The sequence below is a fragment of the Streptomyces pratensis genome (assembly GCF_037137275.1).
GTDB classification, from domain to species: Bacteria; Actinomycetota; Actinomycetes; order Streptomycetales; family Streptomycetaceae; genus Streptomyces; species Streptomyces pratensis_B.
Genome location: NZ_JBBBEN010000049.1, coordinates 1 through 16,365, shown reverse-complemented (window position 1 = coordinate 16,365; position 16,365 = coordinate 1). Strand labels below are relative to the sequence as shown.

The window sequence follows — 16,365 nt, the reverse complement described above, 5'->3', positions numbered from 1 at the left end:
CTGTCCTTCACCGCGGCCGCCGACAGCATCCTCGCGGCCTCAGTCGGTGAGCCAGGGCTTGCCCTGCCAGCTCCACCGGTCGTGGCCGTCGCGTGCGTAGGCGGGCTCCCCGGGGGCAGTGCCCCCGCCGGACAGGGTGCCGTATTCACCGCTCTGCGCCTGCACAGGGTGGAGCTCGATGGCCTGTCCGTCCAGCGGGCCGCCAGTCATCCGTGCTTTCTCACTCATGATGTCCCCTCGACCTCCAACGCACGGCAGCCGTACGACTGCCCACTCGATCATCGCGGACCAAGCAGACGGCCTTCGGAAGCGGGTACCGGAAGGGGAGAGGCGCGCTTTCCTTATCCTGGAGGACAGCGACAGCGCGGCATGTCCCGGCGGCACTGCGTGCGCCAGTCGGCGCGGCCGCCCACGTATGCGCTGTGGGGGACCTGGAGCGAGCCCGTCCGAACCGTCACCGCCGCCGCTCAGGGAAAGATGCGGGTGGTGACGGGTGCTGGAGCGGCTTTGATCAGCGGCGTACCGTCCGCCCGCTCTTCCGCGGTGAGGGTGGTGACGTCCGGGAGCTGCCCGTCGGTCGGCCCGTCGACCAGCTCGACGGGGGGTCCCGCGAACCCCACGATGCATCTGTTCCAGCCACAGCAACAGGGTTGTGACCAACATTCGCCGCTTACGGCTGTCTCCTGATCCAGGACGACCCGCCCAGGACGCGATCTCCTCGGCCCGCCAGCGCAGTTCGTCCTGCGCGTCGGGGGAGCGGCAGGGTCGTCGGGCCGGAGGTAGTGCACGGTGCCGGAGTGCCGCAGCGACACCTTCGGCGGCAGCTGCTCCCAGCCCAGGGCGGGGAGCAGCCGTTCCCGCTCGCCTGGGGCATATGAGGAGACCACGGCTAAATCACCACCACTCACACCCCCACTGTCAGTCGTCGGCCGGGGCGGGCAGGTGTCCCGTCGCAGTGAGGCGGCCGAGGTAGAAATCGATCAGCGCGTGGTCGGCTGGCGGGCAAGCCAGGCCGCTGCCGGCTGTCAGTCGGCGCAGCTGGTCGTGTGCCGGGCGGGGGAAGGCCGCAGTGTAGTCCGTCTGGAAGAAGGGCGGCGGCCCATGGCCGGGTACCGCCGTAAACAGGGGCAGATAGCCGGAGATGGGGTGGCGCGGGTTGTGTGCGGTGAGTCTGGTGATGCGGCTCACCCAGTGGCGGTAGGGCAGCGTGGTGATGCGGTGGCCGCAGCCACGCATCCTAGCGACCACGGCGGCGAGGTCGCAGGGCGCGCTGTTGGTGATGTGGCAGGTGCTGCCCCGTGCGGGGTGTCGGGTGAGGATGTGCGCGATGACGGAGGAGACGTAGTCGACAGGCACCAGGTTCAGTGACACTTCGATGTCCGGGGCGCAGCCGGTGTCGGCAACAGCCCTGAGTAGTGCGCAGAGCAGCGTCCCGGTGAGGCAGGCACCGGTGGTGGTGGGGCCGCTGATCTCGTGGGGGCGGTAGACCGTCACCGGCAGGCCACGGGCGGACGCCTTGGCCAGAAGGTGTTCTGCGACCCATTTCGTCTGCGGATAGCCGCAGACGAGGCGCTCCGGGTGGTCCAGCGGGGCGTCCTCCGGGACGGGCCGGCCGCGGGGCGCGGTGGCGGCGGCGATGACCGCGATGGTGGAGATGTGGTGGACGGGCTTGAGGCGTCGCTCGGTGGCCAGGTGCAGCAGTGTTCTGGTGCCGTGGACATTGGTGGGGGCCAGGTCCTGGTAGGGCTGGAGCAAATTCACGTGCGCGCCCGCGTGGACGATCGTGTCCGCCTGGCCAGCGAGCCATCGCCAGGCGTCGTCGGCCAGGCCCAGGTGGGGCAGTCGCAGGTCGCCGGGCAGCGGCAAGACGGCGCCGCCTCCGGGCCGGTCCGGCAGTTCCCAGCGCTGCCGGGCGGCCAGGAGGCGGGAGTGGGCGCTTACCCCGCCGGTCTCCCGCACGAGACAAATGACGCGGCGGACGCCGGCCCGCAGCAACGCGTGGAGGAGATGCGCCCCGAGGAAGCCCGTGGCACCGGTCAGAAGAACGGTGCCGGGCGTGGCGGGGGCGGAAGTGGGGGCACCTCCGGGGTCGATGTCGAGGGCTGCCTGTGCGGCGAGGTCGATCGGCTTCGAGGCCGGTCCGTCCTCGGCGCCGGCGGAGATCCGGTGGACCTCCGCGGCGAAGGCGGCGAGTGTCGGGTCGTGAGTGAGGGTCCGGATCAGTGCCGTGCCGGCCGTGTCGTCGAGGGCGAGGCGGGCGCGAGTGGCGGCGGCGACTTGCCCGGCGGTCAGAGAGGTACCGCCGAGCGTGGAGAAGAGGTCGTTCCTGCTGCCGCAACGCACCGGCAGCAGGGAGTCCCAGATACTGGCGAGTGTTTTCTCCACGCGCCCGCGCGGTGGGGGGCCGCCGGTCTGCGGCTCCGCGCGGGCGGACAAGCGGCCGCGGTCGACCTTACCGCTGGGGGTGAGCGCCAGGCGGGGGACGAGGGCCAGGCGGGAGGGCACCATGTAGCGGGGCAGCCGCCTGCGCAGGTGTGCGGTGAGCAGGTCAGGGAGGTGGCGGGTGTCGCCGGCCCCGGCGGTGACCACGTAGGCGGTGAGCCGCTGTGTGGGGCCGTCCCCTTCCACGTCGACGGCGCACTGATGGACACGGGGATGGGCGCTCAGCTCGTTCTCGACCTCGTCCAGTTCCACCCGGTGGCCTCGCAGTTTGACCTGGCGGTCACGCCGTCCGTGAAATTCGAGGACCCCGTCGGCGCGCCATGAGGCGAGATCGCCAGTGCGGTACAGCCGGCCGCCGGGCTGCCGACCGAACCGGTCGGGGACGAAGCTGCGGGTGGTCAGTGCGGGATCGCCAGCGTAGCCGAGGGCCACGCCGTCCCCGCCGACCCACAGCTCCCCGGTCTCTTTGGGGCCAGCGAGGTCACCATTCGGGGTGAGGACGTAGGCGCTCGATCCGGGAACGGGCCTGCCGATAGGGACGCCCTGGCCGCCGCGGAGCGGGGCCTCGATCCGGTGCACCGTCGACAGGGAGGAGTTCTCGGTGGGCCCGTAGCCGTTGAGAAGGAGGGAGGGCCGTCCGTGCTCCAGTACCGCGCGCACTGCGGCCGTGTGGAGGACGTCGCCGCCAGCGATCAGGCAGCGCAGTGAGGCGAACATCTCAGGGCGGGTGCGCGTGTGCTGGTGGAAGAGGCCCGCGCTTAGCCACATGGTGGTAATGCGTTCGTCCACGATCAGCTGGTGGAGGGCCGCAGTGTCAAGAAGAGCGTCCTGCGGGGCGGGGATCAGGCAGCCGCCGTTGAGCAGCGTGGCGAAGACTTCGAAGCACGAGACGTCGAAGCCGGGGCTGGTGGTCGCCAGAAGCCGATCGGTCTCCGACAGGCGCAGGTCGCCGTGGCCACGTGCCAGCCGGACCTGGCCGCGGTGGGGGCAGAGCACGGCCTTGGGCGTGCCGGTCGATCCCGAGGTGGCGATGATGTAGGCGGCCTGGCCGGCCCGCCTACATCTCCACCAGCTCTCCTCGGCCCGGTCCTCGGCGGCCGACAGCAGCGCGGCGGGCACGTACGGCAGCGGTGCCCAGGCCCGGTCGCCACCAGGCCCGTTGCCCACGAGAGCCGTGGCGCGCGCCTGCGCAAGGGTCTTGCGGAGGCGGTGTCCGGGCAGGGACGGGTCGAGGGGAAGATAGACAGCTCCGGCGTGGAGCACCGACAGCACCGCCGTGACCATCTGCATTCCCCGCGGGAGCAGCACGGCGACCACGTCGCCTGCGGCCACTCCGTGTGCCCGCAGAAGCGTCGCTCCTGACCGGGCGTACGCGCCCAGTTGTTCGTAGGTCCATCCGGCCGCCCCGTCCCGGACCGCGAGGGCGGTCGGGGTGCGGCGCACCTGTTCGCCGAAGAGTTCCGGGAGGGTCGCCTGCCGTGGGTAGCCGACGGGCACCATGTTGCAACGGCGGACGTGGTCGGGAAGGGCGGACTCCGAGGGCGGTTGCACAGCTACCTCCTGGGCCGGGGCGGTGGGACGCGGCCCAGGCATCGGGCCGGGGAGGCAGAACGGCGGGAGCACTGCTGTCAGGGAGCGGTAGCTTCCAGGGCTGCTGCGATGCGGGCCACCGCTGTGTCGATGTCCAGCCGCGTGTGGCGGGCGGTGACGTTGACTCGCAGGCGTGCGGCCCCGCGGGCGCACACCGGCCACACGAAGGGGACGACCATCACGCCGTGCCGACGGCAGTGGTCGGCCGTCTCCAGCGCCCGCCGCTCGTCTCCGATCAGCACGGGCAAGACCCCGCTGCGACAGTCCGCGGGCAGCGGTATCCCCGCTGCACGGGCCCGGTGGAGAAAGTAGGAGATGTTGCCCGAGAGGTCTCCTCGCCGCTGCTCCCCCTCGGTCTCCAGCAGGTCGAGGGCCGCGTGGGCCGCGGCCACCGCCGGCGCAGGGAGGGCGGCGCTGAACACATAGCCCCGGGCGGCTCCGCGCAGGCTGGCGATGACTGCCCCTGGGCCGGCGAGGAACCCCCCCACGGAGGCGAGTGTCTTGCTCAGCGTAGCCATGGTCAGCAGCGCGCACGTCGGGCGCAGGGCGAAGTGATCGTAGATTCCCCGCCCGTGAGGGCCGAGGGCGGCGAAGCTGTGCGCCTCGTCCAGCAGGAGAACTGCTCCGTACCGGCGGCAGGCGTCGTCGACGTCCGCCAACCGCAACAGGTCCCCGTCCGCGCTGAAGACCGCGTCACAGATCACGAGTTTGGTTACCTCGCTCGGGGCCAGAGCGAGTTGGCGCCGCAGATCGGCGATGTCATTGTGGCCGAAGACCCGCAACTGGGCACCGCGCGCCCGTGCCAGGTGGCAACCGTCGACGATGCTGGCGTGGTTGAGGCTGTCGGAGAAGACCCAGTCTCCCGCTCCCGCGAGCGCTTGAGGGGCTGACAGATTGGCCTGATAGCCGGAGGGGAAAAGTATCGCGTCCTCCTGCCCCAGCCAGGCGGCAAGCCGCTCCTCGAGCCGGCGGTGAGCCACGAACATGCCAGCGGCCGCACCCGTGCAGTGCCCGCCGGTGCCGAAGGCGTCGATGGCCTCCTTGGCCCGAGCGTTGAGGAGCGGATGCCCCTGCAGGCCCAAGTAGTCGTAGGTGGTCATCAACAGTTGTGGTGTGCTGCCGTCGTCGTAGACGGCCATCAACCCCTCCAGACGGGCGATGGCCCGGTGGTAGAGCACCGCGTCGCTCCCGCCGGGCAGACCCCGCGCGGCGACCTGACGCGCCAGCGTCTCCTCCATCGCGTTGTTCCCTCTCCCTGAGTGGCCGTGGTTTGGTCGCCTCGCATAAAAGGGGGTGCACCCCAGGCGGACTGGCCAGGAGTGAAAAGCCCGCACGGGAGGAGAGCAACACTGGAAGCTCTGCGGGGCCATCGGGGCGCGCCTGCCCCCGCGTGCGCGGCGTAGGGCAGGCGGCACCTGTCACGGCCCCGGGGGCCGCCGTCAGCCCCGGCTGATCCATTCCCAGGCGTCTCCCTGCACTTCGACGACCTGGAGGGCGCTGCGGGTGATGTTCCCCTCGTTTTCCCCGTGGGCGAGGCCGTATTCGATGACCTCCGAGGCGCCTTCGAGGATCTGTTCCGGCACCCGCTCCTCGGTCTCCAGGAAACGCACCACCTCGCGCGGCACGTCCAGTTCCCGCAGCCCGTCGGCGAACGCGCCGCACGTACCGCCCCACACCGCGTAATCGGTGCGGATCGCCAGGGCGGCCTCGCCCGCTCCGGCGTGCAGTCCGATCCAGGCGAGGAACTGCGCTAGGTGCCGAATGGGCCGGCTGACCGGCTCGCGACAGATTTCCTCCTCTTCCAACCCCAGGGATTGTCCGGCCTTCAGCAGACGGGGGTAGGACTCGGTAAGTGTGTGGATGGTAAAGGCGAAGTATCCGGCCGGAACCGGGCTGCGAAAACGATTCAGCAGCAGCGTGTAGGCCGCGATCTCCGACCCGAGCGCCTGGTGCTTGGCGATGACGAGGCGTTTCAGCTGATCGCGTGTGACGCTTCCGTCGGTCACGTGTGCGTAGAGCTGATTGTGACGAAGATGTTTTTCCGGTGCGGTGTCGATTCGTGCCACGATGTGGTCGACCTTCATAGAACCAACCTTTCCGGTACGCCGGTTGGGTACAACGTAACCCTGCTGTCCCCGTGCGTGTAAGACGTCGAATGCGCCACGTATCCGCCGACGTGCGTGTGTCGTTTGTGGCGGCTGGGCCCGGAGGGGCCAGCGGGAAATATAGAAAGACGGCATCACCGTCTTTAGGGGCAAGAGCGAGCACGAGGAGTGTGCTCGGGTGACGGGCGGGCCGCAGAGAGAGAAGGGAGGAAGCTGGCCGAGAGTGCCGGTACCTTGCGGGAGTGGCGACGGCTCGTGACATTGGGTGGTTGTTGATGCGGGGGGTGGAGTGTGGGCTGGGGTGTTGGGGGTTGGGTGAGAAGGGGTGGTGGGGTGGATTTGAGGGGTCCGGTCTGAGGTTGTGTCAGTTTTCGTGAGTGGTTTGGGGGTGCTGTGGGGAGCGTCTGGGTGTAATGGCCCGGGCGTTTTTGCTGCTGTACGGTGTTTTGCCTGGTCAGGGGTTTACGGAAGGGAGGTTGGGGTGGGTTAGCGGGTGGGGCGTCGTTGTTGTTCGGTGTGGTGGTCGAGGGTGATGGCTTCGAGCGTGTTTTTGGTGATTCTCTCGGTGCCGTCGTGGATGGCGGTGATCGCGGCTTGGCGGATGAGTCTTGTGAGGGCCCCGATGCGGCCTGCGGTGCGATGGTGGAGCAGGCGCTGCTGGCCGTCTGCGCCGAGGAGACGACCGCCCAGGTCCGCGGCCGCGGCCTGGTCTGGGGCATGGAGTTCCAGGACCCGACGCGCGCCTCCGCGGTCTGCGCCCGCGCCTTCGAACTGGGACTGCTCCTGGAGACCTCCGGGGCACAGAGCGAAGTAGTCAAACTGCTGCCACCACTCGTCATCTCTCCCGACGAACTCACAGAAGGGCTGGAAACTCTCCAGCGAGCGGTGGACGAAACCGGATGACTGCGCAGCGATGACGACTCTCGGGAAAGCCCTGCTCGATCCTGCGGTCGACCTCTCGCAGGACCGCAGTGCGTGCCGCGTCAGGCAACGTTCGCCCTGTTGTGATTTGACGCGCCGTCCGGGACGTTGCCTGATGCGGCACGTGACCGGATTTGTTGTACTCAGTGGCGGGCGGTCGGCTGTGCCGTCGCTGCGTGGGCCGTGCGAAGGCCGGGCTGAGGACAGGGGTACAGCCGTCAGGCGGCCGTGGTGTCGCCGTACAGGTCCGCGGCCACCTGATAGGCCACGGTCCCGTCCGCGTACTCCGGGCGGGCATGGACAGTGCCTCAAAGAAGCTGAGGGAAACGACCCGGACGACACCGCGGACAACCCGGAGTAGGAGAGCAGTGAGGCCCCGAGACGTGATCTCGGGGCCTCACAAGCTAGGGAACGACAGCGGTGTCATACTCCGCGCTGCGCCAGGCGGTCCGTGCCCACCGGGCCGGCCGGGCCGCGTGACCAGCCCGGCTCGGACTCAAGGTCGCTGAAACGCGCCGTGAAACGCGAGGGTGAAGTGGCGGCTGCGTTTCGGCTCCGACCTGCGGAAACGTCAGCGATACGGGGCTGGCGCGAGCATGTTTCACTTCGTGGTGGACGTCCAGCGGTCCGACGGTTCGGGGCACCTGGTCAGCGCCGGGCTCCCAGGATGCGGCGCGATGGAGATGACCACCGGCGAGTGAAGGGAGGCGCGGACTGGTGTTTCACCTCCGAGCTGGGCGAGCCCTCGCAGGGCGGACCGGGGCGGCGTCCACTCCATACCCGTCCGTGCAATCCTTCCGGGCTACCTTTTTCACCGTGATGGCGGATCGGTTGGGCCATTCGTGTTGTGCGGCCCCCGGATTTGTCAGAGGCGCGATCTACGTTCCGGGCCATGACGGATTGGATCGAGCCCAGTGTTCGTGAAACAGGACCGGCGTACTCCTCCGAGCAGGTGGAACTCGGCCGGAAGCTCGTAGCGCGTGATGACCTCCTGACGGACGAGAAGCAGCGCACCCGCCTGGAGATCGGGGACCTCCTGCTCACAGTCGCGCCGGTGGACACCGGCAAGACCACCAACGACACCAACGAGTTGATCAGGACGTTCGCCGCGGACATCGGCATGACCGCCGGTATGGCCCGTGAGTACCGATCGGTGTCCGCAGGGTGCAGCACCGCACACAGGCAGGCGCTGGCCGAGTCCGACGTCACGGTGTCCTACTCCGTCGTCCGCGAGGCCGCGCTGGGGTTCTCCCTCCCGAAGGAGACCCGGGAGGCTGAGAAGGCCCTGCCGAAGGCGGACCGTGAGCGTCGGTGCCAGGAACGGTGGGAGACCCTGCTGGGGATGCTCCAGGAGCCCGGCCGCCACCGCGTGACGGCGCAGGAGTTCCGCGCAGCGATCGGCGCGCGGCCGATTCCGAACTCGGCATCCGCGATGACCGCCGAGAAGATCGTGGAACAGCTCGACCGCCCCGACGTCAGGTCCGCGGTCATGGCCAGCGTGATGGAGCCGGCGTTCCTCGTGGAGGCGCTCGCGGCCGATCCGATGGCGGAGCTGAAGATCCGCGACAGCCTCGCCCAGGTTGCCCAGGTGACCGGCAGCAGGCAGAACACTCCGCCCTCCGAGGAGACCGACGACCGGCTGGTCATGCAGTTGGGCCGACGGGTGAACCTGCTCCACGGCCTGGTCGAGATGCACCCCGAGCAGATCATCAACATCGCCGACGAGGACATGCTCAACGCCCTGGAGAAGGCGTGCGAGGGCCTGGCGCACTGGGCGCAGCGGCTGCACTCGGCCCGTACCTGCGGACAGGCAGGTGTGCGGTGACCGCCTCGCGCTTCACATCCCTGTCCGCCGCGAGCAAGCAGTGGGTCACGGACAACTACGCCCCTCTGTTCGCTCAGCACACAGACAGGAACCGGCGGACCGGCGAGTTCCTGGACGTCATCATCGAAGGAATCCAGGCGGGCGAGCTGCCGGCGATCGAATACTTCAAGGTCGTCCTCAGCCCCGCCCTCAGCGCGCTGGACCACGACCTGATGACCCGCTTCGCGCACAGCGGCACCGAAACGCCGCCCACAGGCCCGGGGAACGGTATGAAGGGGACCGGCGGCACCACACCGCCGATCCCCGGCCTCGGAAACGACGGGGCAACCCCCGGCCCCGGCGGGTGCGGCACGGGCATCGACACGGGGATCACCATCCCCGGCCAGCGCTCCTTCCTGCCCGCCGACCTGGTCCACGCCCGCATCGTGGAGGTGTCCAAGCAGCTCCTCGCCATCAAGGCCAACCAGAAGCACCTGCGCCAGCAGGAGAAGGACAGCCGGGAGTTCCGCAAGCTCCTCGACGGCCAGTACGCGGAGCTGCAGACCCAGCTCCGCGCCCTGCAGCGCGCGCAGGAACGGATCAAGGAGAACCCGGAGATCGGGCTGGACGCGTTGGCAGCCCTGGGCATCGGCGCCGCGGAACTCGGCATGAGCGACGCCGACCTGATGGCCATGGCGGGAGCGGTATGAACGGCCTTATCTACACCTCGACCCAGTGGCACGACTACTGGAAGGCCATGGTGCCGGCGACCCAGCGCGAACAGCGGCGCGGAAGCCACATCGCCGATGTGATCGCGGCCGACGGATGCGCGGTGGAGATCCAGCACGCGAGCATGTCCCCGACGAAGATCATGGGGCGCGAGCTGGACCACGGCCACATGGTGTGGATCTGGGATGGCCGCTCCGCCTACGTCTCCGGCACCCTCTCACTGACCGCCTTCGCCGACGGCATCGTGAGCTTCCGTTGGAAGAACCAGCGCCGCAACCTCCGTACATGCCGACGCCCGTGCTTCCTGGACCTCTGGACGCTGGGGGAGTCCGGGCAACGGGTGCTGCTGAAGGTCGACGTCTTCAACGAGGACGGAACGGGCTCCGGCCAGCTGGTCACCCACAACATCATGCGCCTGTGGATCGTCTCTGGCCTCCCCCGTAGTCCCCTCGCAGAGCTCCCCGAGGGCTCCGGCATCCCGTCGGTGAAGTTTGCCGCGGCGGTCGCGTAGCACGACCGCTGCCCACCTGTTCAGCGACGTCGAGCCTGGCGAGATCTCGGACACCAGCAACAGGGACACGGGCCCGCCGCATGCGGCGCCCCTTCCTGAGCCGCCCCGCACGTGCTCCCGCACGAGCGGGGTGGCTTCGTGGGCAGCGCAGGTCCGGCGGGCAGAAACCGGCTGTGACTGTCGGAGGCGGGGTTCATACTGACTGATCAGCCACATCGCGCGGTCGCACCTGTCCCGTCTGGCACAGGCCCCCACGCTGCGCGGATCGCACAAGGGCAACGTGGCCCTTGGAGGGGAGTGCCATGCTGGTGACGTCCGTTGAGATCGAGACGTTCCGCAACATCACGAACAAGCAGACCATGGTGGTCGACCCCGAGGTCACGTGCCTGATCGGCAAGAACGAGTCTGGCAAGACGACAGTCCTCAAGGCCCTGCACCGGTTGAACCCGGCCAACAACGCCGACGACTTCCACGTCACCACCGACTACCCACGGCGGCACCTTGCCCCGGACCGGCGCACGAAGGACCTCGACACGGTCGCCCCCGTGACGGCCGTCTTCAAGCTGGAGGACGCCGACTTCGACGCGATCGAGGAACTGGTCGGCGTACGGCCGCCGGCACAGGCGTACGCCACGGCGTCCCGCCTCTACGACTGCAGCCTCCAAGCCGATGTGCGCTGCACCCTTGAGGACGTCCTGGCGGACGTCTTCGAAGAGGCCGGAGTCGACGACGAGGAGGACCAGAAGGCCATCACCGGGGACCACACGACGATCGAGGCCGTGAGCGCCGCGGCGAAGGCCCGGGCCAAGGAAGTCGGCAGCGGCAAGAAGACGGCCCGGGTCAAGGCGATCGAGAAGGTCCCGGCCGAGCTGGACCGCTACAAGAAGTACATCGAAGAGGGGCTCGATGAAGAGGAACAAGAGCAGCTGATCGAGCTGCTCCCGAAGTTCTTCTACTTCTCCACCTACGAGATGCTCCCGGGCGACTGCGACCTCCACGCACTCGCCGAACGCGCTAAGGCCAAGCAGTGGGAGCCCGGCGACGAGACCATGATGTCCCTGCTCCGCCTCGCCGGTGAGGGCCCGGCCGACTTCCTGGACGAGGACTACGCCAGCCGCAAGGCCGAGCTCCAGGCCGCCAGCCTGGGTCTGAGCGCTCAGGTCTTCGAGTACTGGAAGCAGAACCCGGACCTCAGCGTCTCCTTCGACACCGACCTGATCGCCATGCCCCCGGACCCCAACGGCCAGCCGCAGCGCCACCACCGGTTGCTCAAGATCGAGCTGCGCGATGACCGGCACGGCGGCGTGGAGACCAACTTCTCCACCCGCTCCACCGGCTTCCAGTGGTTCTTCTCCTTCCTCGCCGCGTTCAGCGCCTACCGCGACACCGACGAACGCGTCGTCGTCCTGCTGGACGAGCCGGGCACCAGCCTGCATGGCGAGGCCCAGGGCGACTTCCTCCGCTACGTCTACAGCGAGCTCGGGCCCAAGCAGCAGGTCCTTTACACCACCCACTCCCAGCACATGATCGACCCCACGCGGTACGAGACCATGCGCGCCATCCACGACCAGGCGACCCGTACTGACCCGAGCCTGGGCGTGGTCATCACCTCGGTCAGCCTGTCCGCAGACCCCAAGACGATCCTGCCAGTGGAGGCGGCGCTCGGATACTCCGTGGCGCAGCACCTGTTCCTCGGATCCGGCCCGCTCCTGGCCGTGGAGGGCAGCAGCGATTTCGTCTTCCTCATGCGCATGTCCGACTACCTGGTCAGCCAGGGCCGCACCGGCCTGGATCCCCGCCTGGCCATCATCCCGGTCGGAGGCATCGGCAACATGCCGGCCTTCATCGCCGTCATGGGACGCCGGTTGTCCGTCCGCGCGCTCATCGACGGGGCCGAGACCACCAAGGTGACCGCCAAGGTTCTCAGCGCCGCCGAAGCCGCCGACGTCGACACGTCCCACATCACCGTCATCGGCCAGCTCGACGGCCTTCCGGAGACGGCCGACATCGAGGACCTGTTCTCCACCAAGGACTACCTCTGGCTCTACAACAAGGCGACCGAGGTCACCGTCAACGAGGGGGACCTGATCACTCCCGACAAGCCCCTCCCGATTCTCCAGCGCATCGCGATCGCCCGGGAGAAGCAGCACAAGCCCCGCGACTTCGACCACGTCGGCCCCGCGCACCAGCTCACCCGGGACAAGGACGACTTCTTCGAGCAGATCGATGAGGAGACCCTCGATCGCTTCGAGGCGGTCTTCAAGAAGCTCACGGCCTGAACCTGCCGACATCATGAGACCCCCGGGCTTTGGCTGGCCCGGGGGTCTCATGGCGATGGGGGAGCGGTTAGAGGTTGTCCCAGTAGCTCTCGCGCTCGGACGGGGGCCCGAACCGTTCGATGGACCGGCACGAGCAGTTCGCCCCCTCGAAGAGCTCCTCCTCGCACTCCTCGTGATGCTCCCGCTCGGCCGGGAGCTGCGGGACCGCCGAGGCGGTGGGCTGCTCCGCTGCGGCCTCGATGGCCCGTGGCGGTCCGGCCCAGTCCATGCCCAGCGCGGCGAGGGCAGCGAGCTGGTCGGTCTCCAGCCGGTCTCTTCTCGATTTGGTGTTCGAGATCCACACACCGAGCTTCACGGCTACCGGTTCGGTCTCGCCGTCGACGGTGATCTCGACGACCGCGCCCCTTGGCACCGACCGGTCGGCGCCTTCCCGCTCGACCCACTGTGTGAGGGCCGCGAGACCTCGCTGGAACGCCGCCTGCGCCCTGCCCGGCCCCTTCGCCTTGGCCTTCGTCGTACGGGGTGCTGCCGGGGCGGGAGAGGTGGGCTCAGTGACGGGAATGCCCAGTGCGGCCAGGCGCTCCCGCTGCTCGGGCATCAGCTGCGCTTGGACGCCCGCGTTCTGCTGCGCCCACCTCCACGTACCGATGTCGTCGCCGTCGTATGTGATGCCGGGGGCGATGTAGGGGAGGGTCCCGTCGGCGTCCACGAGATCGGCGAGGATCCGGTAGTGCCGTTGCCAGTTCAGCGGCCAGGGGCAGTTCCAGTCCTCGTCGATCGCCGTCAGCTGCGCCGCCCGCTCTGCCGCGCGCTTCGGGTCCTTGCCGAGGCCGCCTTTGCGGCGGAGGTTGGCCATGTGCTGCCCGATCGGCACCATCGCCTCGCCCTCGCCCCACACGGCGTCCTGACGCGGCGCGAGGTGCCCGGTCGCCCGCCGGTAGGACCGGAGCGCGGCGAGCTTGTTCTCCCACGCCTCCTCGCCCGGCTCCCACACCATCCCGGCCTCTGGGGCGTCCAGCAGGATCTTGCGCCGTTCCTCCAGCTCACCGGCCCGCAGCGCCTTCCGCTGCTGATGGACCCACCGCCCGAGGGGGAAGTCCTTCGTGACCCCCACCTCGACCTCAACGTCGTAGGGGACGGCGTGGACGCCGGTGATCTGGTTCTCCTTCCGCCAGCGGATCAGGGCCTGGTAGCCCTCCAGCCACACCAGGGACTCCGGCCGGTAGACCCGGGTCCGCAGGAACGCCGCGATGGTCGCGGCGTCGCGCGGGCTGGAGAAGTGGAGCAGGGCCGCTTCGGCGGCGGCCTGTGTGTCGTCGTCCTCCTGGTCCTCGACGTCACCCTCGCTGCCGGCTCCGACGATCTGCCCGTTCTCGTCGCGCCGGACGTGGACTTTGCGCTTCCCGCTCGTGAGCGCCCGGGAGGCGAGCTGCTCGACCAGGCGCTCATCGTGGCTGCGCAGGCCTTGGAGTACGGCTACGAGCGGTTTGAAGCTGGCGCTGGCGACCATGTCGGTGGGGTCCTCGTTGGGCTCCAGGAACACCGGCACGATGATCCTGGCGACCTTGGTGGAGCCGTCCTTGTTGAGCCTGAGTGCCCGGCCGATGTTCTGCACGATCTCCACCTGCGAGCCGCGGGTGTCCGCGAAGCAGATGGCCTCCACGCCCCGCTCGCCGGTGATGTCGACGCCTTCTCCCAGCACGCGCACGGACGCGAGGAAGGCGCGGTGAACCCGGCGCCCGGCCGCGTCGATGCCGTTGGCGAACTGGCGCAAAGCCTCCCGGCGTTCGGACACAAGGTGGTCGCCGCACAGCCACGCCGACCACACTCGGTCCGGGGGTACGTGGCGGCCGGCCTCCAGCTCGTAGAACTCCGCGTCGATCGACGACTTCGGCAGTTTGTCGGCGGCGGCCAGGTCGGCGTCGGAGGCGTCGTTCATGTACAGGTCGGCTGCGGTCTCGGGGAGCTTGTCCGCGAACGCGCGGGCTTCCTCGACCTTCTGGTGGAACGTCATGACCGTACGCAGGTTGTACGCCGCCGCGTGCTCCAGAAGTGCGGTCTGCAACAGGGCCAGGCGCCGGCCGCGCCGCGCTTCCTCCGACTCCCCGGTGACGGGGGCGGGGTCGCGGATCTCCAGGACGTCGATCTCGAACCCGGCGAGGATTTCCCGTTCGATCGCCTCCGAGAGCCCTAGCTCCGCGCCGGGGAGCCAGGCGCCGAACAGGCCGTCCGGGTCGTCCGACATGCTCGCGATCTCCGCCTCCTGGCCGCCGGTGCCCTTCTGGGGGCGGGCTGCGGCGAGGATGCGCGGCGTGGCGGTGAGGTAGAGCCGGAAGTCCGCGGGGATGCGGGCGTTGTCGTGGATTGCGGCCCACGGACGCCCGAGCTCGCCCGTGGTTGAGTGCGCTTCGTCCACGATGGCGAGGTCGAACCGGGTCATTTGCTGCCCGTACAGCCGCTCCCCGCCCGCCAGAGCGGCCTCCAGCGGGCCGCGAACCTTCCGCTGGCCCTCGGGTGCGTCGACGTCCTCGCGGTCCACGAGAGAGGCGTACGTGGCGAACACGACGACCGGCCCGGTCCCGGCCCACAGGGCGAGCTGGATCGGGTTCGTGGTGGTCCGCACACCCAGCGAGTTCAGCACCGCATCGTTCTCCAGCGAGCACACCGCGACCATCGGGGCCCGGTGACCGACCGCCCGCCATGCCTGGGCGGTCTGCGCGAGCAGGTCCAGGGTGGGGACGGTGACGAGGATCCGGCCGTCCGGGAAGCACTCCAGGGCGCTCGCAGCGGCCATGATCGTTTTACCGGAGCCGGTCGCTGACACGATCGTGCCCCGGGCCCCCTGCGGGGGCACAGATGATCTTGCAGGGAATCCGACCCACTTACGGAAGGCCGCTTTCTGGTCTACCTGGTGTTCCTTGAGCGGAATCGCTGACATTTCCTTGCCTCTTCGATGACTAATTACGGCAGATTTCCAGAAGGCCGTGCGGATCACCTGGCCGGAGAGAACGGCGGGACGGACACCGTGCCGTCCTCACTCACCACGACCCGCTCGGCGAGCTGTGCCAGGATCTCGTCGGGTGAGAGGCCGGCCCGATCGGCCGCCGCCCGGATCAGCCGGCCGGGGCCCGCAGAAAGCCACAGTTCCGTCCGCAGCTCATCCCGCTGGTCCCGTTGCCGCGCCAGATGCGCAGCGTGCTCGGACAGGACCGCCTGACGCCGTTCATCGCGCTCCTGTGCCCATTCGGAGCCCGGAGCATCTCGCTCCGGCTCGTAGGCGCTCCACCCACCACACGTCATCAAGTCCCTGACGCGCCGCCACTCCACATGCTTTGCAGCCCAGACGCCGGCCAGCCGCTCCGGCTCGCTCTCGCACTCGGAGAAGGCCCCACCCAGTAGAACTTGTTCTGCGGTCTCCCGCTCTCTGACCGCCGCCTCCGCGACCCGCTCCGCAACTTCCGCGGCAGTCAGACCGTCTCCCTGGCGGCGGACCGAATCTCGCGCCACGTCCTCAGCACTCCACATGCCCATCAGCCTTTCCGAACAGAATCCAAGCCCTCATCAAGGCGGCTTACAGGGCGTCCCTCACTTCCGCCAATGCTACATGTGCATCTCTCAGATGCACCCGCTACACTAAAACCCAACACGAACGAGCGACCCTCGCCCTCGTAGCCAGCCTGGCCCGCATCGCGGGCCCTCAAGGTTCTGGAGGCGCAGCCGGAAGGACCGTCAGGCGGGGGAGCGCAGCGGACCCGCCAGGAGCGCCCCGCGCTCCTTCCAACTCCCTTACTGGAGGCCCCACTAGCCGCACCACCACATACCGCAGCCAGGGCCGCGCACCGCGCGGGTCAGCCGGGCGCGCAGCGGCCGGCCCCACCGGTCCCAGGAGCGCAGCGGAGGGGACCGCCCACGCATCGCGTGGGCGAAGGGAGCGCAGCGACCGCCCCGCTTGCACATCGCGCAGCGATGTGGTACCCGCTCCGC

11 protein-coding genes and 1 pseudogene are annotated in these 16,365 nt (G+C 69.1%); 5 read left to right on the top strand and 7 right to left on the bottom strand.

The features are described from left to right. Window positions 1-39: 39 nt before the first annotated feature. The 5 genes from V9U70_RS01900 to V9U70_RS01880 all read right to left on the bottom strand — a co-directional run bounded on the left by V9U70_RS01900 (window position 40) and on the right by V9U70_RS01880 (window position 6,116). Window positions 40-228 carry a hypothetical protein gene (locus V9U70_RS01900; RefSeq protein WP_336672645.1) on the bottom strand — a complete coding sequence of 63 codons (189 nt, stop codon included), beginning with the start codon at window positions 226-228 and terminating at the stop codon, window positions 40-42. 239 nt (window positions 229-467) lie between these two features. Beyond that, window positions 468-620, bottom strand: coding sequence for a hypothetical protein (locus V9U70_RS01895; RefSeq protein ID WP_336672644.1), 153 nt, complete (start codon window positions 618-620; stop codon window positions 468-470). A gap of 298 nt (window positions 621-918) precedes the next feature. Further along, window positions 919-3,993 carry an amino acid adenylation domain-containing protein gene (locus V9U70_RS01890; RefSeq protein ID WP_336672643.1) on the bottom strand — a complete coding sequence of 1,025 codons (3,075 nt, stop codon included), beginning with the start codon at window positions 3,991-3,993 and terminating at the stop codon, window positions 919-921. A 77-nt stretch (window positions 3,994-4,070) separates the two neighbouring features. Continuing rightward, complete coding sequence (locus V9U70_RS01885; RefSeq protein WP_336672642.1) at window positions 4,071-5,270, bottom strand: aminotransferase class I/II-fold pyridoxal phosphate-dependent enzyme; 1,200 nt, start codon at window positions 5,268-5,270, stop codon at window positions 4,071-4,073. 201 nt (window positions 5,271-5,471) lie between these two features. Further along, a complete protein-coding gene (locus tag V9U70_RS01880) occupies window positions 5,472-6,116 on the bottom strand; it encodes a hypothetical protein (protein ID WP_336672641.1) in 645 nt (214 codons plus the stop codon). Window positions 6,117-6,770: 654 nt separating this feature from the next. Here V9U70_RS01880 and V9U70_RS01870 point away from each other — a divergent pair. The 5 genes and pseudogenes from V9U70_RS01870 to V9U70_RS01850 form a co-directional block, all read left to right on the top strand. Then, a pseudogene (locus tag V9U70_RS01870) lies at window positions 6,771-7,040 on the top strand (aminotransferase class III-fold pyridoxal phosphate-dependent enzyme); the annotation flags it as partial. Between the two features lie 910 nt (window positions 7,041-7,950). Further along, the gene (locus V9U70_RS01865; RefSeq protein WP_336672640.1) at window positions 7,951-8,883 is read left to right on the top strand and encodes a hypothetical protein; all 933 of its coding nucleotides are present in this window, start codon (window positions 7,951-7,953) and stop codon (window positions 8,881-8,883) included. After that, window positions 8,880-9,572 (top strand): hypothetical protein, encoded by a 693-nt coding sequence (locus tag V9U70_RS01860; protein ID WP_336672639.1) that lies wholly within the window; start codon window positions 8,880-8,882, stop codon window positions 9,570-9,572. The genes V9U70_RS01865 and V9U70_RS01860 overlap by 4 nt, the downstream gene beginning before the upstream one ends. Next, window positions 9,569-10,102 carry a hypothetical protein gene (locus V9U70_RS01855; RefSeq protein ID WP_336672638.1) on the top strand — a complete coding sequence of 178 codons (534 nt, stop codon included), beginning with the start codon at window positions 9,569-9,571 and terminating at the stop codon, window positions 10,100-10,102. The genes V9U70_RS01860 and V9U70_RS01855 overlap by 4 nt, the downstream gene beginning before the upstream one ends. 302 nt (window positions 10,103-10,404) lie before the next feature. Continuing rightward, window positions 10,405-12,381 carry an AAA family ATPase gene (locus tag V9U70_RS01850; protein ID WP_336672637.1) on the top strand — a complete coding sequence of 659 codons (1,977 nt, stop codon included), beginning with the start codon at window positions 10,405-10,407 and terminating at the stop codon, window positions 12,379-12,381. A 67-nt stretch (window positions 12,382-12,448) separates the two neighbouring features. On the opposite strand, the gene V9U70_RS01845 is transcribed toward V9U70_RS01850, so the two are convergent. Together V9U70_RS01845 and V9U70_RS01840 are read right to left on the bottom strand one after the other, a co-directional pair. Further along, the gene (locus tag V9U70_RS01845) at window positions 12,449-15,319 is read right to left on the bottom strand and encodes a DEAD/DEAH box helicase (protein ID WP_336672636.1); all 2,871 of its coding nucleotides are present in this window, start codon (window positions 15,317-15,319) and stop codon (window positions 12,449-12,451) included. A 53-nt stretch (window positions 15,320-15,372) separates the two neighbouring features. Continuing rightward, window positions 15,373-15,912, bottom strand: coding sequence for a hypothetical protein (locus V9U70_RS01840; RefSeq protein ID WP_336672635.1), 540 nt, complete (start codon window positions 15,910-15,912; stop codon window positions 15,373-15,375). Window positions 15,913-16,365 lie beyond the last annotated feature (453 nt).